This is a genomic window from Streptomyces sp. MBT53 (genome assembly GCF_016654115.1).
Taxonomy (GTDB): domain Bacteria; phylum Actinomycetota; class Actinomycetes; order Streptomycetales; family Streptomycetaceae; genus Streptomyces.
This window is the reverse complement of record NZ_JAEQAZ010000157.1, coordinates 1-22,579: the sequence shown is the minus strand read 5'-3', so window position 1 is coordinate 22,579 and position 22,579 is coordinate 1. Positions and strand designations below refer to the sequence as shown.

Genomic DNA, 22,579 nt, shown 5'->3' with positions numbered 1-22,579 from the left:
CGCCACGCTCCTCACACCCGCCCCCACCGCCCTGAACGCCCTACTCACCGCGCTGAAGGGTCAGTTCAGGGTGTGACCCGCTTCCGTTCAGCTCCCGGCGAACCTGTTGAGCAGGTTGTGGGGAGTGTCCTCGCCCAAGACCTCGTGGAGGTCGGGTTGTTCGGCCGCAGATGCTGCACTGCGGGGGAACATCGCCTGCTCGTACTCGGTGAGTGCGGTCTCTATGTCGTCGGGGTGAGCAGCGATCGCCTTTCCTAGTTCCGCGCCGTCGTACATCGCCAGGTTGGCGCCCTCGCCGTTCGGGCCCGTGAGGTGTGCCGCGTCGCCGATCAGGGTCACCCCGGGTGTCCGGTCCCAGCGGTGGTCGGCGGGCAGGGTGTGGAGGGTGCGCAGGACCGGAGGGGTCTCACCGTCGGTGATCAGTGCGGTGAGTTCCGGCGCCCAGTCGTCGAATTCCCGGGCGATCCGTCCCGTGGCCGCGACGGGGTCGGTGAAATCGATCGCCTCGAACCAGTCCCGCGGCTTGGCGAGCATCACCCAGGAGTGGATGTTCCCCTCGCGCTCCCGGTGAGCCATGATCCCCTTTCCCGGTTCGAGGGCCATCGTCGCTCCGGCGCCCAGCGTCTTCGCACTGGTCGGGTGCCGGGTGTCGCCGTCGAACAAGTACGTCTCGACGAACGAGATGCCGATGTACTCGGGCGTCGCGTCGGACAGCGGTCGCCGGACCCTCGACCAGGCGCCGTCCGCGCCGACCAGCAGGCCGGTGACGACGGTCGTGCCGTCGGCGAAGGTCACCTCGTGCCGACCCTCACCGAGGGAACGGATACCGCCGACCTTGTGCCCCCACCGGACGGTGCCGGCCGGGAGCGAGTCGAGCAGCAACTGCCGTAGCTCGCCGCGCAGCACCTCGGGGCTGCCGCCCGTACCGTCGTCCGGCAGGTCGAGAAGGGTCTTCCCGTCGCGGTCCAGGACCCGCATCGCCTGGCGTCCCTCCAGGACTATGGCGCGGAACTCGTCCATCAAGTCGGCCGCCTGAAGGGCCAGTTGGCCGTTGTAGTCGCGGATGTCGAGCAGCCCGCCCTGTGTGCGCGTCGTCGCGGAGGGCTCCGCCTCGTAGACCGTCGAGGGGATTCCATGGACGTGCAGGACACGGGCGAGCGTGAGACCGCCGAGTCCGGCACCGATGATCGTGACGTGAGTGGTCATGGTGATTCCTCGCGTTTCGCGCCTGCCGGATGACGTCCGGCAGGATCTGTCCGAAACGTTCCAGACCCCGCCGACAAAGATCCGACAGCTCAACGGCACACGTCACCGACCACCGACACCACACCGACACCACACCGACACCGGTACCAGTACCGACACCACGGGCGCGCCGCCAGGCGTCAGCCCGGCTTGACCGCCCGCGTCGCGAAATAGTGCGACAGGTATGGGGCGGACGCGTCCGACTGGTGCGGCGCTTCCGCGAAGCCGGTGAGGAGGAACCCCGCGGCGAGCTGCCCGCCGATCTGGCCGGTGAGGGTGTGGCTGTATTCGAGAGCGGCATCCGCGCCGAACTTCGTGGCGCGTTCCTCGGCGGAGTACTGCGTGACATCGCTGTAGGGCAGCTTGTGTACGACGATCAGTTCGCCGCGCTCGTCGAGCGCCTCGTGGTCGAACAGGTAGACATCAGGGTTGAGGAAGCCCGCGAGCAGGGTTCCGCCCGGTCGCAGGACGCGGAAGCACTCCCGCCACACCGGTGCCAGGTCCGGTACGAACAGGTTGGAGACCGGATGGAACACGACGTCGAACGTCGCGTCGCCGAAGGCGCCGAGGTCGCGCATGTCGCCCAGGACGGTGCGGAGGCGGAGTTCGAGTCCGTCGCGTGCCGCCACCAACTGGTCCTGGCCTAGCTGGCCGGGTGAGTTGTCGAACACGGTGACCCGCGCCCCCGCCGCGGCGAGGATCGGACCCTGTTGGCCACCGCCGGAGGCCAGGCACAGCACGTCTTTGCCGGTCAGGTCCGCCGGCAGCCAGGAGCGGTCGACCGGCTCGTGCCCGACGAGAACGACCGACCAGTCGCCCGTGCGGGCGCGCTCGACCTCCTCCGAACTCACCGGCGTCGACCACTCGTTGCCCTCTTGGACGTACTTGTCCCAGGCCACCCGATTGTGGGCGACGGGGTCGACATCACTGTCCTGCACGTTCAACTCCCTGCGGTACTGACCGTCCGGTACCGCCAGCCAACACGATCGCGGAGCGCGGGCTCAACGGAATTGGCGGGCGGAGGGTCAGTTCAGGGTGTGCCCCGTCGTCGCGTCCACGTGCGCCGGGATCTCCCCGTGCTGGTCGCCGACCGTGAGCGTGCCGGTCGGTTCGAGGAGCAGGATCTCGGAGGGGACCGGGGCGTAGGGCTTGTGCTCCGTGCCGCGCGGGACCGTGAAGACGCTGCCCTTGGGGAGGACGACCGTGCGCTCCCCCGCCGGCTCGCGCAGCGCGATGTGCAGTTCGCCGGCCAGGACCAGGAAGAACTCGTCGGTGTGGTCGTGGGTGTGCCAGAGATGTTCGCCCTCGACCTTCGCCACGCGTACGTCGTAGTCGTTGACGGTGGCGACGATGCGGGGGCTCCAGCGGTCGGTGAAGGACGCGAACGCGGCGGAGAGGGCGACAGGTGCGATGGGCGCGATGGATTCCATGGGGTCAGCGTGCGGGGTGTCGTATCCGGCGGACGAGTGCTAGGAATCGCACATGCCGCAAGGATCCTCTCAGCAACCGAAGCTCGCGAAGCAACCGAAGCTCCCGAAGCGTCCGCATCGCGTCGCCGTCATCGTCGACGAGGGCACCAACCCCTTCGAAGTGGGCGTCGCCACCGAGCTGTTCGGGCTGCCCCGGCCCGAACTCGGGCTCTGCGGGCCGCTGTACGAGATCCTGGTGTGCACGCCCGCGCGTGAGGTGCGCATGAACCACGGGTTCTTCACCCTCACCGGAGCGCACGGCCTGGACGCGGTGGACTCGGCCGACACCCTCGTCGTACCGGGACGACCCGACAACGTCGTACCGCGCGGGGCCGCCGTCCTGGACGCCATCCGGCGCACCCACGCGCGCGGGGGCCGTGTCATGAGCCTGTGCACCGGGAGCTTCGCGCTCGCCGAGGCCGGGCTGCTGGACGGGCGCCGGGCCACCACCCACTGGATGTGGGCCGACCGCTTCCGCACCCTGCACCCGCGCGTGCGGCTCGAACCGGACGTCCTCTTCGTGGACGACGGCGACATCCTCACCGCCTCCGGCAGCGCCGCCGCGCTCGACCTGGGGCTGCATGTCGTACGGCGTGACCATGGCGCCGAGATCGCCAACGCGGTCTCCAGGAGGCTCGTTTTCGCGGCCCATCGGGACGGTGGGCAACGGCAGTTCGTGGAGCGGCCGATTCCGGATGTGCCGGACGAGTCGCTCGCGCCGCTGCTCGCGTGGGCGCAGGAACGGCTGGGGGAGCCGTTGACGGTGGCCGGGCTGGCCACCCGCGCGGCCGTCTCCCCCGCAACCCTGCACCGGCGTTTCCGGGCCCAGCTCGGGACGACCCCGCTGGCGTGGCTCACCGGGGAGCGGGTGGCCCTGGCCTGCCAGTTGATCGAGCGCGGGGAGGAACGGCTGGACGTGGTGGCCGCGCGGTGCGGGCTCGGCACCGGTGCGAATCTGCGCGTACGACTGCGGAAGGAGACCGGATTGAGCCCGTCGGCCTACCGGCGGCGTTTCGGACCGGCTGCCGGGGAAGCCGTAATGTCATGAGATTCCTCGTACGCGATCGGATCCTCGGCTTCGGTGAGGATTACTGGATCGAGGACCAGCACGGCAACAAGGTGTTCCTGGTCGACGGCAAGGCCATGCGGATCAGGGACACCTTCGAGTTGAAGGACACGCACGGGCGCGTGCTCATCGACATCCACAAGAAGATGCTCGCCCTGCGCGACACGATGGTGATCGAACGGGACGGCGAGCCCCTCGCGACGATCAGACGCAAGCGGTTCTCGCTGCTGCGCAACCACTATCGGGTGTCCCTGGTGGACGGCACCGAACTCGACGTCAGCGGCAAGATCCTGGACCGCGAGTTCGGCGTCGACTACGACGGTGAGCTGCTCGCGCAGATCTCCCGGCGCTGGCTGCACATCCGGGAGACGTACGGCGTCGACATCGTCCGGGAGGACGCGGACGCGGCGCTGCTGATCGCGGTGGCGGTGTGCGTGATCCACCTCGCGGAGAAGGAGCGGGAGGACTAGCGCGCTTCCGTGTCGGCTGCCTTGCGGGCGCGGGTCCGGCGACGTTCCCTCAGGTGCTGGGCGAAGCTCATGCAGACGACGGCCAGCGCGGCGAGAACCGCGCTGTCCGTCCAGCTGGGAGGGGCGTCGTCCAGCCTGCCCAGGAGCCAGACGAACAGCGTCATGGGGACCCACGAGATGAGCAGCCCCATGATTACGACCCGGACGCCGGCGGGCGCCGCCCCGGAGTCGCGCGGCGCGAGGTCGTAGCCGACGCGCTCGTAGCGGGCCTGGCAGCGGCGTTCGAAGCTCAGGAACGCCCAGAACAGCAGCCACGCGCCCGTGCCGACGAGGACGGTCCACAGGAGACAGCCCCAGGCCGGGTCGGTGAAGACCGAGAGGGCCAGACCGACGGGGACCGCGACGAGGAGGGCCGCAACCGTCGCGCAGCCCGTCGCGTTCCTGGCGGCGAACACCATCGGCCGGGGCGGCGGAACCGCTCCGCCGAAGGCGCGGTCAACGGCCCAGAAAGCGCGCTTCAGTGCGGCAAGGGTCCGCCCGGTTCTGCCGCTCACCCCGCGTGCCGTGGACGTTCCAGCCCCAGCACGCGGTCCTTGAGCGCCGGGAACTGTTCGCGCGTCACGGACACCCGCGCCGGGTCGAATTCCACCGTGAGGACCTCCTCGCCGGCGCCCGCCTCCGCGAGGACCTCGCCCCAGGGATCGACCACGATCGAGTGACCGGCCTGGGGAACTCCGGCGTGCGTACCGGCCGTTCCGCATGCGAGGACGAACGACTGGTTCTCGACCGCGCGGGCCTTGGCGAGGAGGGTCCAGTGGGAGCGGCGGCGCTCGGGCCAGCCCGCCGACAGGACGAGGGTCTCGGCGCCGGCGTCGACGAGGCCGCGGAAGAGTTCGGGGAAACGGAGGTCGTAGCAGGTGGCAAGACCGATGACCGTCTGGGGCAGACGGACCGTCACCAGTTCGCCGCCCGCGCCCATCAGTACGGCCTCGCCCTTGTCGAAGCCGAAGCGGTGGATCTTGCGGTAGGCGGCGGCCAGTTCGCCGGAGGGGGAGAAGACGAGGGACGTGTTGTAGAGGGGGCCGTCGCCCGCGGCGGAGCCGCTGTCGGATGCCGTCCGTTCCGGGATCGAGCCCGCGTGCAGCCAGACGCCCGCGTCGCTCGCCGCCTTGGCCATCGCCTCGTAGGTCGGCCCCTCCAGCGGCTCGGCCTCGCTGCCGAACAGCTCGTAGGCGAACGCGCCCGTGGTCCACAGCTCCGGGAGGACGACCAGGTCGGCGCCCGCCTGTTCGCGGACGAGATCGCCCATCCGGACCCGACGAGATTCGACCGATTCGCCCTCTTCTACGGCGATCTGGATCAGAGAGGCGCGCACACTACCACCGTCCTGGCATTCGAGCCGTTCACACGGGCCTACGATCGTCACACGAAAGCACTGCCGGGGTGCCTCACAGCAGCGTAACTTAGCGTTCCAAGACGCCCGCCGACAGCCACCTCCCGCTGGCAACGACGCCTGCCACCCGACCTGTACCGACCTGTACCGACCGCCGAGGGGTCCCGTTCCGTGAGTCTGCATCCCACTCTCCAGCCCTACGCCGACGCCTGGACCCACTCCATCGAAGCGATATCCGAGCTGGTGACCCCGCTCGTGGAGGGAGAGTGGAACCGGCGAACGCCGTGCCCCGGCTGGTCGGTGCGTGACGTGGTCTCGCACGTCATCGGGCTGGACAACGAGATGCTCGGCGACCCGCGTCCCATCCACACCCTCCCGCGCGACCTCTACCACGTCACCAACGAGCACCAGCGGTACATGGAGATGCAGGTCGACGTGCGCCGCCACCACACGGCGCCGGAGATGACGTCGGAGCTGGAGTACACGATCATCCGGCGCAACCGGCAGCTGCGGAACGAGTCGCGGGAGCCCGGCCGGACGGTCCGCGGCCATGTCAGCACCGAGGTCACGCTCGAAGAGTCCATGCGCACCCACGCGTTCAACGTGTGGGTGCACGAGCAGGATCTGCGCACCGCCCTCGGCCGCCCCGGGAACCTCGACTCGCCCGGCGCGCACATCGCCCGTGACGTGCTGCTCGCCGCGCTCCCGAAGGTGGTCGCCGACGACTCGGGCGCCCCGCGCAGTTCGGCGGTCGTCTTCGACGTGCACGGTCCGATCGAGTTCCTCCGTACGATCCGCGTCGACATCCAGGGCCGCGGCTCCCTGGAGACGGCCCCCGCGCTCGGCCCCGCCGCGACCCTGATCCTCGACTGGGAGACGTACGTCCGGCTGGCCTGCGGGCGGGTCCCCCTCGAATCGGTGACGGACCGCGTCAAGGCGGACGGCGATCCGGAGCTGGCGGCTTCGATACTGCGGAACTTCGCGGTCACGAAGTAACACGGCCCACGTCGGTCACCGGAGGCGGGAAATTCGTTGTCGGTGGTCGGCCGTCCGCGGCTAGCCTCCGCCGCATGTCTGACGTGACGTCCACCGAAACCGAGAACACCGAGCCCGGCGACGGTCCGCCCCGCCTCACCCGGCTCACCTTCCACGGTCCCCTCTCCGAGGAGCGCGCGACCCGGATCGTACGGCGGCTGGCCGGTGCGGCGCCGCGAACGGTGCTCGATCTGGGCTGTGGCTGGGGCGAGTTGATGCTCCGCGTGCTGACCGCCGTACCGGAGGCACGGGGTACCGGAGTCGACCTGGACGCGCGGGATCTGGCGCGCGGGCGGCGCAACGCCGAGGCGCGGGGGCTCGGGGAGCGGGTCGTGTTCGTGGAGGAGTCGGCCGTGGGGACGGCGCGCGGGCCGGCCGATCTGGTGCTGTGTGTGGGTGCGAGCCACGCCCTCGCTCCCGAGATCTCCGAGGCTTTGCGTGCGTCGCGGGGGCTCGTCGCCGATGGCGGGCGGGTGCTGCTCGGCGAGGGCTTCTGGCAACGTCCGCCGACGGCGGCCGAGTTGGCGCGCATGTGGCCGGAGGCCTCCGCCGACGACCATCTCGACCTCGCGACGCTCGTCGACCTGGCGGTGGCAGCCGGGTTCCGTCCCGAGTGGATCGAGACGGCGAACGCCGACGAGTGGGAGGAGTTCGAGTCGGGGTACCAGGCGGACGTGGAGGTGTGGCTCGCCGGGCACGGCGATCACCCCCTGGCCGCCGAGACGCGCGAGCGCCTCGACCGGCACCGGGCCCAGTGGATGAGCTACCGGGGTGTGCTGGGGATCACGTATCTGACCTTGGTCCCTGCCTGAGGGACGTGTCACGCGGGACATGTCACGCGGGCACGTGCACCGTCTCCACCCGGCTGGCCACCAGCCGCTCGCGCTCGCGGCGGGCCGCCCTGCGCCGTAGCCGCAGGATCTGGCTGACGCCGAGCGCCTGGAGCACGAAGACCACCGAGAACGCGATCGAGTAGTTGTCGCCGGTCGCGTCGAGCAGCACACCGATCGCGAACAGGGTCGTCATCGAGGCCGTGAAACCACCCATGTTGGTGATTCCGGAGGCGGTGCCCTGACGCTCCGGCGGGTTGGCCGGGCGGGCGAAGTCGAAGCCCAGCATCGAGGCGGGACCGCAGGAGCCGAGCACCGCGCACAGCACGATCAGCAGCCACATCGGCGCGTGCTCGCCGGGGTAGACGAGGACGACCGCCCAGACCAGCGCCGTCGCGCCGACCGTGCCCAGCGCGAGCGGCAGCCGGGCCGTGTGGTGCCGGGCGACGATCTGGCCGTAGACCAGACCCACCACCATGTTGGACAGCACGACGAGGGTGAGGAGTTCGCCGGCGGTGGCGCGGGACAGGCCCTGGGCCTGGACCAGGAACGGCAGGCCCCACAGGAGCAGGAACACCATCGCCGGGAACTGGGTGGTGAAGTGCACCCACAGGCCGAGACGGGTGCCCGGTTCGCGCCAGGAGGCGGCGATCTGGCGGCGGACGTAGGCCGCGCCCCGGTGCGGGAACGGCTCCGGCTCGTGGCCTTCTGGGTGGTCCTTCAGGAAGAGCAGCAGGAGGACGAGGACTACGACCCCTGCCAGCGCGCTGCCCGCGAAGGCGGCCGTCCAGCCGATGCCGTGCAGCAGGCGGGCGATCACCAGGGTGGAGACGAGGTTTCCGGCCATTCCGGCGAGGCCCGCGAGCTGGGCGACCATCGGTCCGCGCCGCGCCGGGAACCAGCGGGTGCCCAGCCGCAGCACGCTGATGAACGTCATCGCGTCGCCGCAGCCGAGCAGTGCGCGGGAGGCGAGCGCGGTGCCGTAGGAGGGGGAGAAGGCGAAGCCGAGCTGGCCGGCGGTGAACAGCACCACCCCGATGGTCAGCACCTTCTTGGTGCCGAGGCTGTCGACGAGCAGGCCGACGGGTATCTGCATGCCCGCGTAGACCAGGAGTTGGAGGATCGAGAAGGTCGAGAGGGCGGAGGCGTTGACGTGGAAGCGCTCGGCCGCGTCGAGGCCGGCCACCCCCAGGGACGTACGGAAGATGACGGCGACGAAGTAGACGGAGACGCCGATGCCCCACACGGCCATGGCGCGCCGGCCGCCGGGCGGATCACCGGGCAGGGACAGCGCGGAACTCGAACTACTGCTGCTGCTCATCGGACCTCGCCCCGGGCCAGGTGGGAGAACCAGTCGACGTGCTGATGAACGATCTCCACGGCCGCCTCGGCGTCGCCGGTGCGCAGCGCGGCGAGGATCGCCTCGTGCTCGGTGAGCGTCTTGGCGATGCGGTCGGGGTGCGCGTGCATGATGGCGACGCCCATCCGCAGCTGCCGGTCGCGGAGTTGGTCGTAGAGGCGGGAGAGGATCTCGTTGCCGCCGCTGCGGACGATCTCGGCGTGGAAGCAGCGGTCGGTGACGGCGGCCCCGGCCAGGTCCCCGGCGGCGGCCTGTTCCTTCTGCCGCGCGAGGAGTTCCTCGAGCCGGGCGATGAGGGTCGGTGAGGCCGGTACGACCTTGCGGACCGCGTGCTGCTCGACCAGCATCCGGGTCTCCACCACGTCCGCGATCTCCTGCGAGGAGACGGGCAGGACGAGGGCGCCCTTCTTCGGGTAGAGCCTGATCAGTCCCTCGACCTCCAGGCGCAGCAGCGCCTCGCGCACGGGGGTCCGTGACACTCCGACGGCCTCGGCGAGCTCGCCCTCGGTGAGGAGGGTGCCGCCCTCGTAACGCCGGTCCAGGACACCCTGTTTGACGTGGGTGTAGACGCGGTCCGCGGCGGGCGGTTGCTTGACGGTGAGTGAGGACGAACCGGGTGCGGCGAGGGACGGGGACGACATGAGGACAGCATAGATACAACACGTACGCATGAGGACGGGCGTCCAGGATGCGGACCGGAACCCGCCGGAACCGGCCGGAACCGAGGAGGGCCCGGGGCGCGTCTACGGATGTGCGTTTCGGCGGCCGGTTCCCGGGGGCGTTTCACACCTTCGGGGAACCCGCCCCAGCAACCGCACAACCTTCTGTGCTACTTACGTGTCACACACGTGCGGCCCTTCTCTTTCCCCCCTCCAACTGGGCCGCTCCTCAGGGGCATTCAACGTATTCGGGGTACCTCAGTTGATTACTGCCATTACCGGCATCAAGGGCAGCCGCGTCCGCAGAGCCGCCGCGGTCACCGTGACCGCAGGCGCCGTGCTCGCGACCGGCGCCCTGACCGCGGCACCCGCGCAGGCTGTCACCAAGCCGTCGATCGTGGCCGCGGGCGGCTATGTGATGAACAACGCCACGGGCAAGACGCTCTACACGAAGGCCGCCGACACCAAGCGGTCGACGGGCTCCACCACGAAGATCATGACCGCGAAGGTCGTTCTCTCCCAGTCGAACCTCAACCTCGACGCCAAGGTCACCATCCAGAAGGCGTACAGCGACTACATCGTCGCCAACACCGCCTCCTCCGCCCACCTGATCGTCGGCGACAAGGTCACCGTCCGTCAGCTCCTCTACGGCCTGATGCTGCCGTCGGGCTGCGACGCGGCCTACGCGCTGGCCGACAAGTTCGGCACGGGCTCGACCCGGGCCGCGCGCGTGAAGTCGTTCATCGCGAAGATGAACTCGACGGCGAAGACGCTCGGTATGACGAACACGAAGTTCGACTCGTTCGACGGCATCGGCAACGGCAGCAACTACTCGACGCCGCGCGACCTGACGAAGCTCGCCAGCAATGTGATGAAGAACTCCACGTTCAAGACGGTCGTCAAGACCAAGTCGTACACGGCCAAGACGGTCACCAAGACCGGCAGCACCCGCACGATGGCCGCCTGGACCAACACGAACACCCTGCTCAGCAGCTACAGCGGCACCATCGGCGTGAAGACCGGCTCCGGCCCCGAGGCCAAGTACTGCCTCGTCTTCGCCGCCACCCGCAACGGCAAGACGGTCATCGGCACGGTCCTCGCGTCGTCCTCCGTCACCCAGCGCGCGACGGACGCCACGAAGCTCCTGAACTACGGCTTCGCGACGATCTGACCGACGTAGCCGACACGTTCACGGGGCCTGCCGCATGCCAGCGGCGGGCCCCTTCGTCGTACGCCTCCGTACTCGTCCCTAGTCGGTGTCCGTCGCCGCCAGCACCGCGATCCGGCGACGGTCGGGAGAGAGGGCGGCCACGCCGTAGTCGGAGTCGATGTCGCCATGGAACCAGTCCGTGTCGGCCTCGAAGTGGAACCAGGTGCTCTGCCGGGCACGGTGCTCCACCTCCTCCGCGCTCGCGCCCGCCGGAGCGCCGCTGAGCCCCGCGATCGAACGCCATGCCCACAGGCGGCCGTACGCGCCGTGCACACCCGAGTCGTACATGCCGCCCATCGACGCGGTGTCGAAGAGGAGCCGCCAGATCTCGTCCAGCGGGCGGACGGCGACCTCGAAGCGGTCCGTGGGGCCGAGCCCGTCGAGGCAGCCCATGGGCAGGGTCGGCAGCAGCGCCGGCACGCACTCGGGCGGGAGAGCCTCGTCCAGCGTGAACACCCAGGCGCCGTGGCCGGCCCATTCCCCCACCCGCACGGCGGCGACGATGCTCTCGCGTACGTCCGCCGTGGCCGTGTCGTGCAGGGCGGAACGCTCGGACGTACGAGGTGTCGGCAGGTCCACGCGGCCCTCGGCGGGCAGCTGGCTCGGCACCCCGTAGGCGGAGCCGTTGACCGAACGCCTCGGGAAGTCGGCGCCGGACTCCACGTCGATACGGTGCGCCGGGAGCCAGAACAGCGGATGCCACGGGGGTACGTGCACCGCGGAACGCAGCGCCGGATACGCGTCGGTCCGCACGCCACGGAGCACCAACTCGTGGAAGAGGCAGGCGCGGAGTTCGTTCAGGTACTCCCGCCCGCGAGGTTCGAAGACGACGGCCACGAGGTCGGAGACCTGGTGGTGCTCCGCGAGGACCGAGGCGACGAAGGGCAGCAGGGGGCGCGGGCTGCCGATGGACGGGCGCTTCTCGTCGAGAAGTCGGAGAAGGTTGACCAGGCTGTCCCGGCCGGGGGTGAAGGCCAGCATCCTTACCACGTGGGCCAGTTGCCGCTCGTACTCCCGCACCTGCCGGACCGCGTCCGCATGCCGGTCGGCCAACTGCTCGCCCCGCTTGCGCAGGTACGACGCGTCGCCCTGCGGCGGTCCCCCGTGCGCGTCACCGCTGCTGTGCGTGGACTTGGCGGACTCGAACTCGAAGTCGGACAACGGACTTGCATCTCCTTACGGGCAGTGTCGACAAGACTGAGTGAGCTTTGCGGCGTCAGAGCCAACCACCTCGCCACCGGGCCCCCGCCGCAGACACACCTCCGCCCGCAGCCGTCAGTCCGTGTCCGTCGCCGCGAGGACGGCGAGGTGGCGTCCGTCAGGGGCGAGGGCCGCGATGCCGTAGTCGTAGATCTCGTTGAAGAACCACTCGGAGTCGGCCTCGAACCGGTACCACGCGCAGGCGCGGGCCCGGTGCTCGACCGCCGCCGCGGTCGCGGTGACGCCCGCGCCGCACAACCCGGCGATGGATCGCCACGCGGCCAGCCGCCCGTGGGCGCCGTAGACACCGGAGTGGTACATCCCGCCGCCCGCAGCGGTCGCGTACAGCGTCTCCCACACCTTGTCGAGCGAGTACGGCTCCACCTCGAACCGGTCGTGCTCGCCGAGCCCCCGCACACAGTCCATCGGCAGTGCCGTCAGCACCCCCGGCAGATCCTCGCGGGAGATCGACCGCTCGGAAACGAACACCCGGGCCTCGTAGTTGCCCCAGCCGCCGACTCGCGGCGGCTCGTCGATCGCCCGCAGCAGATCGGTCGGCGCCCGCTCGCCCACCCGGTGGCCCGAAGCCGCGCGACGAACGGCCGCGTCGACCCACACCGGTGACGACAGACCGTCGTAGGGGATGCCGGCGCTCCCGCGACAGCCCCTGCTGGGGAACTCCACGCCGTACTCCATGTCCGCGAGCCGGTCGGGCAACCACGCGAGGGCATGCCATGCGGGCTCGGGACGGAGTGTGTGCCGTGGCAGCAGCAACTCGGGGTTCACACCGCGCAGCAGCAACTCGTGGAAGAGACAGGCGCGCAGTTCGTCATGTTCGCTGCCACCGTCCCGGAGGACGTACAACGCGTCGTCCAAGGGCTGCGCCTCGGCTATCAGGGAGGCGAGCAGGCGCGGACCGGCCTCGTCACCGACGTGCGCCTCCCGCGCGTGCCGGAGCAGGACCAGCAGTTGCTCCACGAACCGTCTCCCGGGTGTGAGCGCCAACGCCCTTATCGTGAAACCGAGTTCGCGGTCCAGCGAACGCAGTCGCTCGTGGGTCTCCCGCCGCCGCACGGCGAGGCTCTCGCCAAGTGCCGCGATCTGCTCCGCGGCACCGTCCTTCGCCCACGCCTCGATCTTCTCCCACGGGTCCCGCTCGCCGCCCGTCATGTGCCGCCTTCCTCCGGGACATCCCCTTGGCTGTGCGGGTGCTCCTTCTCGTAGCATCCCTGCGTGAACACCGTACGCACTCGCGAAGTGACGAAGAACGCCGGTACTTGAGAGGCAGTGAAGTGGTCCAGAACGGGGACGAGTTGACGGTGCGGCTCCAGGTGCTGGCGCATCCTCTGCGCGTGTACGTCCGCTCGGGGCGGCTGCCTCCGACCAACGGCGGTGCGAGCAGCGGTGCGAGGGGTGTCCTGGCCGCCGTCGCCGCTGAAACGCACATCCTCATCGGGCAGTTGCACGAGAAGGACTGGCAGCAGCACGCCAGTGACACGGACGGTCCGGCCTCGGTCGAACGGGTCGAGGAGGCGTTGGAGCCCCTCTCCGCGGAGAACGCCGCGGCCATGATGGGCCGTCTCGCCTCGCAGGACCTCGTCTGGCCGGAGTTCACCTTCATGGAACGCACCGAGGCCGACACCGTCGCGGGCCAGGTGGTGGAACTCCTCGGGCCGGACGCCCTGTGGTGGTCCAACGGCGACGAACACAGTTGGAGCGCCGTGTCCGCCTGCACCTTCGACGGCTTGGTCGCCGGCACCGACGGACACCGCTTCGCCGTCCTCGTCCAAGTCGGCGAGGACTGACTGACCTCGTCCATCGGAGACTGCGGAATCGTCGTCGTCTCCCCCGAAGAGGTCGGCGTCCTCTGGTCCTTCGACGCCCGTTGACGGACGGAAGGGCCGCGGACCCGGGGGCACCGGATCCGCGGCCGTCCCTGCGCCGTCACCCCCAGGTGATCAACCGCTTCGGCTGCTCAAGAATCGCCGCCACGTCCGCCAGCACCTTCGAGCCCAACTCCCCGTCCACCAGCCGGTGGTCGAAGGACAACGCCAGGGTCGTCACCTGACGCGGCTTCACCTTGCCCTTGTGGACCCACGGCTGGAGCTTGATCGTGCCGACCGCGAGGATCGCCGACTCGCCGGGGTTGAGGATCGGGGTGCCGGTGTCGATGCCGAAGACGCCGACGTTGGTGATGGTCACCGTGCCGCCCTGCATCGCCGCCGGGGACGTCTTGCCGTCCCTCGCCGTCGACACCAACTCGCCCAGCGACTCGGCCAGTTGCGGCAGCGTCTTCGTGTGGGCGTCCTTGATGTTCGGCACGATCAGACCGCGCGGGGTCGCCGCCGCGATACCGAGGTTGACGTAGTGCTTGAGGACGATCTCCTGGGCGGCGTCGTCCCAGGACGCGTTGATGTCCGGGTTGCGCTTGACGGCCACCAGCAACGCCTTGGCGATCAGGAGCAACGGGTTCACCCGCAGGCCCTGCAGCTCCTTGTCCTGCTTGAGCTCCTCGATCAGCTTCATCGTGCGGGTCACGTCCACCGTCACGAACTCCGTGACATGCGGCGCCGTGAACGCCGAGCCGACCATCGCCGCCGCCGTCGCCCTGCGGACGCCCTTGACCGGGATGCGGGTCTCCCGGGTCGTGTCGTACGTCACGGGGGCCGGCGAAAGGGGGGCCGGCTTGGGCGCCTGCACCGGTTCCGCCGCCGGAGCCGGAGCCACCGCCGCGTGCACGTCCTCGCGGGTGATGATGCCGTCCGGGCCCGACGGGGTCACCGTCGCCAGGTCGACCCCCAGGTCCTTCGCCAGCTTGCGCACCGGCGGCTTGGCCAGCGGGCGGGACGAGGGCGGGGACGTCACGGCCGACGCGTGGCCGTTCAGCTCGACCTGTACGGCCGCCGTCGCCGACGCCACCGTCGACGCCTCCTGGGCCGGGATCTCCGCGCCCTTGCGGGGACGGCGCTTCGTCGCGGACGTGGAGACGCCGTAGCCGACCAGCACCGGTGTGCGGGCCGGGGCCGCGGGCTTCGCCTCCTCCTTTACGGGAGCGGGAGCGGCCGGGGTCTCCTCGGGAGCGGCACCGCCCCCCGCCACCGCCACCGCGATGATGGACGTGCCCACCGCCACCGTCGTCCCCTCGGGGAAGCGGAGTTCGTGGACCACGCCGTCGTACGGGATGGGGAGCTCCACCGCCGCCTTCGCCGTCTCCACCTCGCAGACGACCTGGCCGTCGGTCACGGTGTCGCCGGGCTGGACGTACCACTTGAGGATCTCGGCCTCGGTGAGGCCCTCGCCCACGTCCGGCATCTTGAACTCGCGTACGGACGCTTCCACTTCAGTCATCGTCGTCACGACCCTCTCCTCAGTACGCCAGAGCGCGGTCGACGGCGTCGAGCACCCGGTCCAGGCTCGGCAGGTACTCCTCCTCCAGGCGGGCCGGCGGGTACGGGGCGTGGTAACCGCCGACCCTGAGCACCGGGGCCTCCAGGTGGTAGAAGCAGCGCTCGGTGATGCGGGCCGCGATCTCGGCGCCGGAGCCGAAGAACACCGGCGCCTCGTGGACCACGACCAGACGGCGGGTCTTCTCGACCGAGGCCTGGATCGCGTCGAAGTCCAGCGGGGACACCGAGCGCAGGTCCAGGATCTCCAGCGACTTGCCCTCCTCGGCCGCCGCGTCGGCGACCTCCTGGCAGAGCTTCACCATCGGGCCGTAGGCGGCGAGGGTCAGGGCGGTGCCCTCGCGGACCACGCGGGCCTTGTGCAGGGGGTCGGGGATGGCCTCGGTGTTGACCTCGCCCTTGTCCCAGTAACGGCGTTTCGGCTCGAAGAAGATCACCGGGTCGTCGCTCTGGATGGCCTGCTGCATCATCCAGTAGGCGTCCGACGCGTTCGACGGGCTGACGATCTTCAGGCCGGGTACGTGGGCGAACAGGGCCTCGGGGGACTCCGAGTGGTGTTCGACCGCGCCGATCCCGCCGCCGTAGGGGATGCGGACGACGACCGGGAGTTTGACCTTGCCCAGGGAGCGGGCGTGCATCTTGGCGAGCTGGGTGACGATCTGGTCGTAGGCCGGGAAGACGAAGCCGTCGAACTGGATCTCCACGACCGGGCGGTAGCCGCGGAGGGCGAGGCCGATGGCGGTGCCCACGATGCCCGACTCGGCGAGGGGGGTGTCGACCACCCTGCGCTCGCCGAAGTCCTTCTGGAGGCCGTCCGTGACGCGGAAGACGCCGCCGAGCTTGCCGACGTCCTCGCCCATGATGAGGACCTTGGGGTCGGACTCCAGGGCGGCGCGCAGCGATTCGTTGATCGCCTTGGCCAGCGGCAGGTTCTTGGTTGTCGCGGTGTCCGCCATGTCACTTACCCCCTTCTTCGTCCGCGAACGACGCCTGGTAGGCGGCGAACTGGGCCCTCTCCTCGTCGACGAGCGCGTGCCCGTCCGCGTACACGTGCTCGAAGAGCGCGAACCGGTCCGGGTCCGGCATGGCACGGACCGCTTCGCGTACTCGCCTGCCCAACGTCTCGCTTTCCGCTTCGAGTTCCGCGAAAAATCCCTCGTCCGCGTGGTTTGCGGCTTCGAGATACCGGCGCAGCCGCAGGATCGGGTCCTTCGCCTCCCACGCCTCGCGCTCCTCGTCGGCGCGGTACTTCGTCGGGTCGTCGGAGGTGGTGTGCGCGCCCATGCGGTACGTGTACGCCTCGACGAGCGTGGGGCCCTCGCCGTTGCGGGCCCGCTCCAGCGCCCACTTGGTGACGGCGAGGCAGGCCAGCACGTCGTTGCCGTCGACGCGGACGCCCGGGAAGCCGTAGCCCTGCGCGCGCTGGTAGAGCGGGACGCGGGTCTGCTTCTCGGTGGGCTCGGAGATGGCCCACTGGTTGTTCTGGCAGAAGAACACGACCGGGGCGTTGTACACCGCCGAGAAGGTGAACGATTCGGCGACGTCGCCCTGGCTGGAGGCGCCGTCCCCGAAGTACGCGACGACGGCGCTGTCGGCGCCGTCCATGGTCACGCCCATCGCGTAGCCGGTGGCGTGCAGCGTCTGCGAGCCGATGACGATCGTGTACAGGTGGAAGTTGTTGGTGTTCGGGTCCCAGCCGCCGTGGTTGACGCCCCGGAACATGCCGAGCAGGTTGGTCGGGTCGACGCCGCGGCACCAGGCGACGCCGTGCTCGCGGTAGGTCGGGAAGACGTAGTCGTCCTCGCGGGTGGCCCGCCCGGAGCCGATCTGGGCGGCCTCCTGGCCGAGCAGCGAGGCCCACAGGCCCAGCTCGCCCTGGCGCTGCAGGGCGGTGGCCTCGGCGTCGAAGCGGCGGGTGAGCACCATGTCGCGGTACAGGCCGCGGAGCTCATCGGGGGTGATGCCGGCGACGTACTTGTCGTACGGGGCGGTCTTCGCGTTCTTGACTCGCTTGCCCTCGGGCGTCAGCAGCTGGACGAGGTCCGGGTCGGCGCCCTTGGCCTTGCTTCCGGCGCTGCGTCGCGGCTTGCGCGTGGCAGTGCTCTCCACGGTCACGTGTGCTCCTCCGTCGGTCCGGCTCCCCGGGTTCGCCGGGTGCCAGTGCGGCTCACCTGCGCCCCACGGACGCACAGGGTGGGTGCGGTTCGTCGGGAGCAGGCGTGACAGGTGCCCCGGCGAGCGCCCTGCAACAGGCACGTTACCCAGTGCTCCACAATTCTGTGAAACCCCTCCTGACCTGCGATTTTGCTTGGATTTCCAAGTAAATCGGCAAAGTCGGGAACAAGTCCTGGTCACAGCCTTGCAGGGGGCCGGAACAACGGCACGTTATCCCGGTCACCTCGGGCACGGGAAGAGGCCGCGTGTGAGACTTGTGGCGTGCCCAGAGACGGAAAAATCAGCGTATTTCTCCTCGATGACCATGAAGTGGTACGCAGAGGTGTCCATGAGTTGCTCTCCGTGGAGGACGACATCGAGGTGGTGGGCGAGGCCGGCACGGCGGCCGACGCGCTGGTGCGGATCCCGGCCGTCCGCCCCGACGTCGCGATCCTGGACGTACGGCTCCCGGACGGCAGCGGGGTCGAGGTGTGCCGGGAGATCCGCGCGCGGGACGAGTCGGTGCGGTGCCTGATGCTGACCTCCTACGCGGACGACGAGGCCCTGTTCGACGCGATCATGGCGGGTGCCTCCGGGTACGTCCTGAAGGCCATCCGGGGGAACGAACTGCTGAGTGCCGTACGGGACGTGGCGGCCGGGAAGTCGCTGCTGGACCCGGTGGCGACCGCCCGGGTCCTGGAGCGGCTGCGCAACGGCGGCGCAGAGCCGGACGACAGGTTCGACGCGCTCACCGACCAGGAGCGCAGGATCCTCGACCTGATCGGGGAGGGGCTCACCAACAGGGCGATCGGCGAGCGGCTGCACCTCGCGGAGAAGACCATCAAGAACTACGTGTCGAGTCTGCTTTCCAAACTCGGCATGGAGCGGCGCTCGCAGGCGGCGGCCTACGTGGCGCGCAGACAGGCCGAGCGGCAGCGCCATTAGGGACCAAAGACCTCTCCCCCGGGAGGCCTGATACGCCGACAGTGGTCCTATGTCCGAGGACGCACAGCCGGCCATCGCCCTGCTCTCCCGCACCGACCACGGCAGGGTGGCCACCACTCTGCGGGCGCTGCCCTTCCTGGCCCTCGCCGGGCACATCGTCCAGGACGGCCGGCTGCTGCTGCGCATGCCGCGGAGCCACGGCCACCACCACGCGTGCGTGGGCAGTGTCGTCGCCTACGGGGCCGACAACCTGGACTCGGCCGGGCCGGGCGAGGAGCTGTGGTCCGTGCAGGTGATCGGCACGTGCGAGCCGTACGAGCCGACGGCCGACCAGGTCGAGCGTTTCGGCCCGGCCCGGGACGCGATGGTCTACCTGCGCATCGAACCGCGGCTCGGCACCGTGCATGCGGTGGACGGCGGTCTGGAACGGCACTTCGGGCCCACCCCGTGACCGAAAGCGACCATCGACGACCGAGCGGTGACTTTCTGTGACAAACCGCAGCTCACGGGCCCGTCCCGTGCCCTAGCATCGGCCGCGTGCCACCCTTACGTGTACCACCCCCCGTGCCCCACGCGCCCCCGCTGGGCGCCCTCCTCCGCCAGTACGCCGCCGGGTCCGCCGTCACCTGCGAACCCGTCGAACAGGGCCTCCTGAACCGCGGCTACCGGCTCCGCACCACCCGGGGCCGCTACTTCCTCAAGCACCACTTCGACCCCGAGACCGCGGACCCGGCGGCGATCGCCCGCCAGCACACCGCGACCAGCCGGCTGGCCGACCTCGGCGTCCCCGTCGCCCCGCCGCTGCCCGACCGCGACGGCCGTACGGTCGCCGTCGTGGGCGGTCACGCCTACGCCCTGCACCCCTGGATCGACGGCCGCCACCGCCACGGCGGCCAGCTGACCACCGTCCAGTGCGGACGCCTCGGCGCGCTCCTCGGGGTCGTCCACGCGAGCCTGGAGCGGGTGATGCCGGGGCAACGCGGGGAGTGCGTGCCGGGGGCCGACCCCGCCGACACCTTCGCCCTCATCGACGACCTCCTCGGGCACGTCCGCCGGCACCGGCCCGCCGACGCCTTCGACGAGCTGGCCCGCCACCGGCTGCTGGAGCGGCGCGAACTGCTGGAGCGGCACGCGGACCGGCGCCCGCCGCGCGGGGCGTCCGTGGGGTGGGTGCACGGGGACTTCCACCCGTTCAACCTGCTCTACAAGGGCGACGCCCCCGCCGCGATCGTCGACTGGGACCGGCTCGGCGTACAGCCCCGCGCCGAGGAGGCCGTACGCGCCGCCGCGATCTTCTTCGTACGGCCCGACGGGGCGCTCGACCTGCCGAAGGTGCGGGCGTACGCGCACGCGTACCGGCGGGCCGCGCGGGCCACGCCCTCCGAACTCGCCGCCGCCGTGCACCGGGTGTGGTGGGAGCGGCTCAACGACTTCTGGATGCTGCGCTGGCACTACGAACGCGGCGACACCCGCGCGGACCCCCAGTTCCCGGCCGCCTCGGCGCTCGCCGTGTGGTGGACGCGGGAGTACGACGCGGTGTGCGAGGCCTTCACGGAGTACGCCCCCCAGGCCGTGTCCTAGAGCCTCCTGGAGGACGACGGAAAACGGCACGCGCGCGTGGACCCCTGTTACGGGGTGCACGCGCGCGTGTCGTCGTGCGTGGAGGTCAGCCGGCGCCCAGGGCGCCGGCGACGGTGCCGGCACCGCCGTCGTCACCGGGGTCGCCCGTGTCCGTCGGGTCCGACGAGGTCGACGCGGTCGGGGTGTCCGACGGCTCCTCGGAGACCGTCGCGGACGGGGTGCTCGAAGGCTTCTCGGTGGCCGACTCGGACGGCGTGTACGAGGGCGTGCGCGACGGCGTGTAGTTCGAACCGGAACTCGTGCCGCTGTCGTCCGTCGCCGTGTCGGACGGCGAGGCGGTCGTGTCGTCGCTCGGCGTCTCGCTGGACTGGTCGTCCGTGGCGGACTGCGAGGTGGTCGGCGACTGCGAGGTGCCCGAACCGCCGGTGCCGTTACCGGTGTTGTTCATGGCCAGTGCCACGCCCGCCGCGATGGCGATCACCGCGAGCACGGCGAGGATCCACAGCTTGCCCCGGCCGCTGCCGTGGTTGCCGTGCCCCTCGAAGCCGCCGTCGTCGCCGTTGCCGTAGCCGCCCGGCAGGATCGGCTGCGGGATCTGCGCGGTGCCGGAGGGGTCGCCCTGGGGCATCACGGTCGTACCGGCGAAGCCCCCCGGAGGGGTCCCCTGCGCGTTGGCCACGGTCACCGGGCCGGTGTTCCAGGTGCCGGTGTGGCCGCCCTGGTCGTAGAGCATCTGCAGGCCGTACTGGACCAGCCCGCGCATCTCCTCGGCCGTCTGGAAACGGTCGTCCGGGTCCTTGGCGAGGGAGCGCATGACGAGGCCGTCGAGCTCCGGCGGGCAGACCCCGTTCGAGGTCTGGGACGGCGGGACGGGGATGTCCTGGACGTGCTGGTAGACCACCGACAGGGGGGTCTCGCCGGTGAACGGGGGCCGCAGCGCGAGGAGTTCGTAGAGGAGGCAGCCCGTCGCGTACAGGTCGGAGCGGTGGTCGACGGCCTTGCCGAGCGCCTGCTCCGGGGAGAGGTACTGCGGGGTGCCCATGACCATGCCGGTCTGCGTCATCGTCGTGGACGCCCCGTGCAGGGCGCGCGCGATGCCGAAGTCCATGACCTTGACGGCGCCGTTGTGCGTGATGATCACGTTCGCGGGCTTGATGTCGCGGTGCACGATGCCGTGCTGGTGCGAGTAGGCGAGCGCCTCCAGGACCCCGGAGACGATGATCAGAGCCTGCTCGGGCCCGGGCGCCTCGGCGTTGAGGAGCAGGTCGCGGATCGTGCGCCCCTCGACGATCTCCATGACGATGTAGGGCACGGACTGGGCGCCGCCCGCGCCGTAGCCGCCCGTGGACACCGTGTCCTCGCCGGAGTCGTACACGGCGACGATCGCGTGGTGGTTGAGCCCGGCCACCGACTGGGCCTCGCGCGTGAAGCGGGCCTTGGAGGTCGGGTCCTCGGCCAGGTCGGAACGGAGCAGCTTGACCGCGACCGTGCGCCCCAGCCGTACGTCCTCGGCCGCGAAAACCTCGGCCATACCGCCCCGGCCCAGTCTGTGGGTGAGCCGGTACCGGCCGTCGCCGACCAGTCCGCCGTTGCCCCACAGTTCCGGTGCGTCCGACATTCCGCCGCCAGCCGCCTCGGGGTCGGACGGGCCCTGAGCGTGCTGCTGTGCCATCAGTCCTCGCCGTCGTTTCTGCCCGCGGTGCGCGCGGTGTTGTCACGGTCTCCGTCGGCCACGCTACAGGCTCGGCGCAAGCCGCCGTTCCGGGATGAGTGCCGGAATCGTCCGGAGACGGACCGGCCATCAAATCGGTACCACGGGGCGCCGTGCAAATTCTGTGTACCGCCGGTACAGCACCTGTAACGCTTCCACGACTCTTCTTTCGCGTACGGTCACGGATCGGGCACCGCGCTTGACGTGTCAGTGCCCTCCGGCAGACTTGGCCGGGAATGGCACTTTCGATCACTGAGCCGGCGCCGATGGGGGACACGGAACATGAGCCAGGACGGCCCGCACGGCCGGTATACGGGGCGCGCGCTGGCGGGTGGCCGGTACCAGCTGCGCGACCTGCTCGGCGAGGGCGGCATGGCCTCGGTGCACCTCGCCTACGACTCGGTGCTCGACCGCCAGGTCGCGATCAAGACACTCCACACCGAGCTCGGCCGTGAGCAGGCCTTCCGCGAGCGCTTCCGCCGCGAGGCCCAGGCCGTGGCCAAGCTCACGCACACCAACATCGTCTCCGTCTTCGACACCGGCGAGGACGCGCTCGACGGCTCGACGATGCCGTACATCGTCATGGAGTACGTCGAGGGCCGCCCGCTGGGCTCCGTACTCGACGAGGACGTACGGCAGTTCGGCGCGATGCCCGCCGACAAGGCTCTGAAGATCACCGCGGACGTGCTGGCGGCGCTGGACATCAGCCACGAGATGGGCCTGGTCCACCGGGACATCAAGCCGGGCAACGTGATGATGACCAAGCGCGGTGTCGTGAAGGTCATGGACTTCGGCATCGCCCGTGCCATGCAGTCCGGGGTCACCTCGATGACGCAGACCGGCATGG

Annotated in this window: 23 protein-coding genes; 10 read left to right on the top strand and 13 right to left on the bottom strand. The window is 70.3% G+C overall.

Annotation, left to right across the window (positions count from 1 at the left end):
• Positions 1–87: 87 nt before the first annotated feature.
• The 3 genes from JHN45_RS38585 to JHN45_RS38575 form a co-directional block, all read right to left on the bottom strand.
• Entirely contained in the window at positions 88–1,206 is a 1,119-nt protein-coding gene (locus JHN45_RS38585) for an NAD(P)/FAD-dependent oxidoreductase (RefSeq protein ID WP_201054221.1), read from the bottom strand.
• Positions 1,207–1,385: 179 nt separating this feature from the next.
• Positions 1,386–2,183, bottom strand: a complete 798-nt coding sequence (locus JHN45_RS38580) for a class I SAM-dependent methyltransferase (RefSeq protein ID WP_201054220.1) — start codon at positions 2,181–2,183, stop codon at positions 1,386–1,388.
• An 87-nt stretch (positions 2,184–2,270) separates the two neighbouring features.
• Entirely contained in the window at positions 2,271–2,675 is a 405-nt protein-coding gene (locus JHN45_RS38575) for a cupin domain-containing protein (RefSeq protein ID WP_201054219.1), read from the bottom strand.
• A gap of 52 nt (positions 2,676–2,727) precedes the next feature.
• Here JHN45_RS38575 and JHN45_RS38570 point away from each other — a divergent pair, with 52 nt between their 5' ends.
• Both JHN45_RS38570 and JHN45_RS38565 read left to right on the top strand, forming a co-directional pair.
• Positions 2,728–3,762 carry a GlxA family transcriptional regulator gene (locus JHN45_RS38570; RefSeq protein ID WP_201054218.1) on the top strand — a complete coding sequence of 345 codons (1,035 nt, stop codon included), beginning with the start codon at positions 2,728–2,730 and terminating at the stop codon, positions 3,760–3,762.
• The gene (locus JHN45_RS38565; RefSeq protein ID WP_200712920.1) at positions 3,759–4,250 is read left to right on the top strand and encodes an LURP-one-related/scramblase family protein; all 492 of its coding nucleotides are present in this window, start codon (positions 3,759–3,761) and stop codon (positions 4,248–4,250) included. The genes JHN45_RS38570 and JHN45_RS38565 overlap by 4 nt, the downstream gene beginning before the upstream one ends.
• On the opposite strand, the gene JHN45_RS38560 is transcribed toward JHN45_RS38565, so the two are convergent.
• Entirely contained in the window at positions 4,247–4,804 is a 558-nt protein-coding gene (locus JHN45_RS38560; protein WP_200712919.1) for a hypothetical protein, read from the bottom strand. The two genes, JHN45_RS38565 and JHN45_RS38560, sit on opposite strands and share 4 nt — an antisense overlap.
• Complete coding sequence (locus JHN45_RS38555) at positions 4,801–5,625, bottom strand: carbon-nitrogen family hydrolase (RefSeq protein ID WP_200712918.1); 825 nt, start codon at positions 5,623–5,625, stop codon at positions 4,801–4,803. Before JHN45_RS38555 ends, JHN45_RS38560 begins: the two co-directional genes overlap by 4 nt.
• Before the next feature lie 189 nt (positions 5,626–5,814).
• Here JHN45_RS38555 and JHN45_RS38550 point away from each other — a divergent pair, with 189 nt between their 5' ends.
• Together JHN45_RS38550 and JHN45_RS38545 are read left to right on the top strand one after the other, a co-directional pair.
• A complete protein-coding gene (locus tag JHN45_RS38550; RefSeq protein WP_200712917.1) occupies positions 5,815–6,639 on the top strand; it encodes a maleylpyruvate isomerase family mycothiol-dependent enzyme in 825 nt (274 codons plus the stop codon).
• Positions 6,640–6,713: 74 nt separating this feature from the next.
• Positions 6,714–7,490: a cyclopropane-fatty-acyl-phospholipid synthase family protein gene (locus JHN45_RS38545; RefSeq protein WP_200712916.1), complete on the top strand. Its 777-nt coding sequence runs from the start codon at positions 6,714–6,716 to the stop codon at positions 7,488–7,490.
• 22 nt (positions 7,491–7,512) lie between these two features.
• Here the strand turns inward: JHN45_RS38545 and JHN45_RS38540 are convergent, their stop codons facing one another.
• Positions 7,513–8,829 (bottom strand): nitrate/nitrite transporter, encoded by a 1,317-nt coding sequence (locus tag JHN45_RS38540; protein WP_200712915.1) that lies wholly within the window; start codon positions 8,827–8,829, stop codon positions 7,513–7,515.
• Positions 8,826–9,509, bottom strand: a complete 684-nt coding sequence (locus JHN45_RS38535) for a GntR family transcriptional regulator (RefSeq protein ID WP_200712914.1) — start codon at positions 9,507–9,509, stop codon at positions 8,826–8,828. Before JHN45_RS38535 ends, JHN45_RS38540 begins: the two co-directional genes overlap by 4 nt.
• Positions 9,510–9,789: 280 nt before the next feature.
• Here JHN45_RS38535 and JHN45_RS38530 point away from each other — a divergent pair, with 280 nt between their 5' ends.
• Entirely contained in the window at positions 9,790–10,698 is a 909-nt protein-coding gene (locus tag JHN45_RS38530; RefSeq protein ID WP_200712913.1) for a D-alanyl-D-alanine carboxypeptidase family protein, read from the top strand.
• Positions 10,699–10,776: 78 nt separating this feature from the next.
• On the opposite strand, the gene JHN45_RS38525 is transcribed toward JHN45_RS38530, so the two are convergent.
• On the bottom strand, positions 10,777–11,898 hold the full coding sequence (locus JHN45_RS38525; RefSeq protein ID WP_201054217.1) for a DUF6183 family protein: 1,122 nt from the start codon (positions 11,896–11,898) through the stop codon (positions 10,777–10,779).
• 114 nt (positions 11,899–12,012) lie between these two features.
• On the bottom strand, positions 12,013–13,107 hold the full coding sequence (locus tag JHN45_RS38520) for a DUF6183 family protein (RefSeq protein ID WP_201054216.1): 1,095 nt from the start codon (positions 13,105–13,107) through the stop codon (positions 12,013–12,015).
• A gap of 107 nt (positions 13,108–13,214) precedes the next feature.
• Between JHN45_RS38520 and JHN45_RS38515 the strand changes: the two genes are divergently transcribed.
• Entirely contained in the window at positions 13,215–13,742 is a 528-nt protein-coding gene (locus JHN45_RS38515; protein WP_201054215.1) for a hypothetical protein, read from the top strand.
• Positions 13,743–13,881: 139 nt separating this feature from the next.
• Here the strand turns inward: JHN45_RS38515 and JHN45_RS38510 are convergent, their stop codons facing one another.
• From JHN45_RS38510 to pdhA, 3 genes are read right to left on the bottom strand one after another with little or no spacing between them, the layout of a single operon-like run.
• A complete protein-coding gene (locus JHN45_RS38510) occupies positions 13,882–15,294 on the bottom strand; it encodes a dihydrolipoamide acetyltransferase family protein (RefSeq protein ID WP_201054214.1) in 1,413 nt (470 codons plus the stop codon).
• 10 nt (positions 15,295–15,304) lie between these two features.
• Entirely contained in the window at positions 15,305–16,297 is a 993-nt protein-coding gene (locus JHN45_RS38505) for an alpha-ketoacid dehydrogenase subunit beta (RefSeq protein WP_200712908.1), read from the bottom strand.
• A 1-nt stretch (position 16,298) separates the two neighbouring features.
• Positions 16,299–17,456, bottom strand: a complete 1,158-nt coding sequence (gene pdhA, locus JHN45_RS38500; RefSeq protein ID WP_200712907.1) for a pyruvate dehydrogenase (acetyl-transferring) E1 component subunit alpha — start codon at positions 17,454–17,456, stop codon at positions 16,299–16,301.
• Between the two features lie 321 nt (positions 17,457–17,777).
• On the opposite strand from pdhA, the gene JHN45_RS38495 reads away from it, so the two are divergent.
• The 3 genes from JHN45_RS38495 (at position 17,778) to JHN45_RS38485 (ending at position 20,021) form a co-directional block, all read left to right on the top strand.
• Complete coding sequence (locus tag JHN45_RS38495) at positions 17,778–18,440, top strand: response regulator transcription factor (protein WP_201054213.1); 663 nt, start codon at positions 17,778–17,780, stop codon at positions 18,438–18,440.
• A 49-nt stretch (positions 18,441–18,489) separates the two neighbouring features.
• A complete protein-coding gene (locus tag JHN45_RS38490) occupies positions 18,490–18,891 on the top strand; it encodes a pyridoxamine 5'-phosphate oxidase family protein (RefSeq protein WP_201054212.1) in 402 nt (133 codons plus the stop codon).
• Positions 18,892–19,004: 113 nt separating this feature from the next.
• Positions 19,005–20,021, top strand: a complete 1,017-nt coding sequence (locus tag JHN45_RS38485) for a phosphotransferase (RefSeq protein ID WP_201054211.1) — start codon at positions 19,005–19,007, stop codon at positions 20,019–20,021.
• Positions 20,022–20,106: 85 nt separating this feature from the next.
• Here the strand turns inward: JHN45_RS38485 and JHN45_RS38480 are convergent, their stop codons facing one another.
• Positions 20,107–21,693: a protein kinase gene (locus JHN45_RS38480; RefSeq protein WP_234468608.1), complete on the bottom strand. Its 1,587-nt coding sequence runs from the start codon at positions 21,691–21,693 to the stop codon at positions 20,107–20,109.
• 321 nt (positions 21,694–22,014) lie between these two features.
• Between JHN45_RS38480 and JHN45_RS38475 the strand changes: the two genes are divergently transcribed.
• On the top strand, positions 22,015–22,579 hold a 565-nt coding region (locus tag JHN45_RS38475), incomplete at its 3' end, for a protein kinase (RefSeq protein WP_201054210.1).

Excerpts from the sequence above, each read along its gene's own strand:
- JHN45_RS38585 (WP_201054221.1), bottom strand. The coding sequence starts at position 1,206 with ATGACCACTCACGTCACGATCATCGGTGCCGGACTCGGCGGTCTCACG.
- JHN45_RS38540 (WP_200712915.1), bottom strand. The coding sequence starts at position 8,829 with ATGAGCAGCAGCAGTAGTTCGAGTTCCGCGCTGTCCCTGCCCGGTGAT.
- JHN45_RS38565 (WP_200712920.1), top strand. The coding sequence starts at position 3,759 with ATGAGATTCCTCGTACGCGATCGGATCCTCGGCTTCGGTGAGGATTAC.
- JHN45_RS38490 (WP_201054212.1), top strand. The coding sequence starts at position 18,490 with ATGTCCGAGGACGCACAGCCGGCCATCGCCCTGCTCTCCCGCACCGAC.
- JHN45_RS38575 (WP_201054219.1), bottom strand. The coding sequence starts at position 2,675 with ATGGAATCCATCGCGCCCATCGCACCTGTCGCCCTCTCCGCCGCGTTC.
- JHN45_RS38535 (WP_200712914.1), bottom strand. The coding sequence starts at position 9,509 with ATGTCGTCCCCGTCCCTCGCCGCACCCGGTTCGTCCTCACTCACCGTC.
- JHN45_RS38505 (WP_200712908.1), bottom strand. The coding sequence starts at position 16,297 with ATGGCGGACACCGCGACAACCAAGAACCTGCCGCTGGCCAAGGCGATC.
- JHN45_RS38545 (WP_200712916.1), top strand. The coding sequence starts at position 6,714 with ATGTCTGACGTGACGTCCACCGAAACCGAGAACACCGAGCCCGGCGAC.
- JHN45_RS38520 (WP_201054216.1), bottom strand. The coding sequence starts at position 13,107 with ATGACGGGCGGCGAGCGGGACCCGTGGGAGAAGATCGAGGCGTGGGCG.
- JHN45_RS38570 (WP_201054218.1), top strand. The coding sequence starts at position 2,728 with ATGCCGCAAGGATCCTCTCAGCAACCGAAGCTCGCGAAGCAACCGAAG.
- JHN45_RS38480 (WP_234468608.1), bottom strand. The coding sequence starts at position 21,693 with ATGGCACAGCAGCACGCTCAGGGCCCGTCCGACCCCGAGGCGGCTGGC.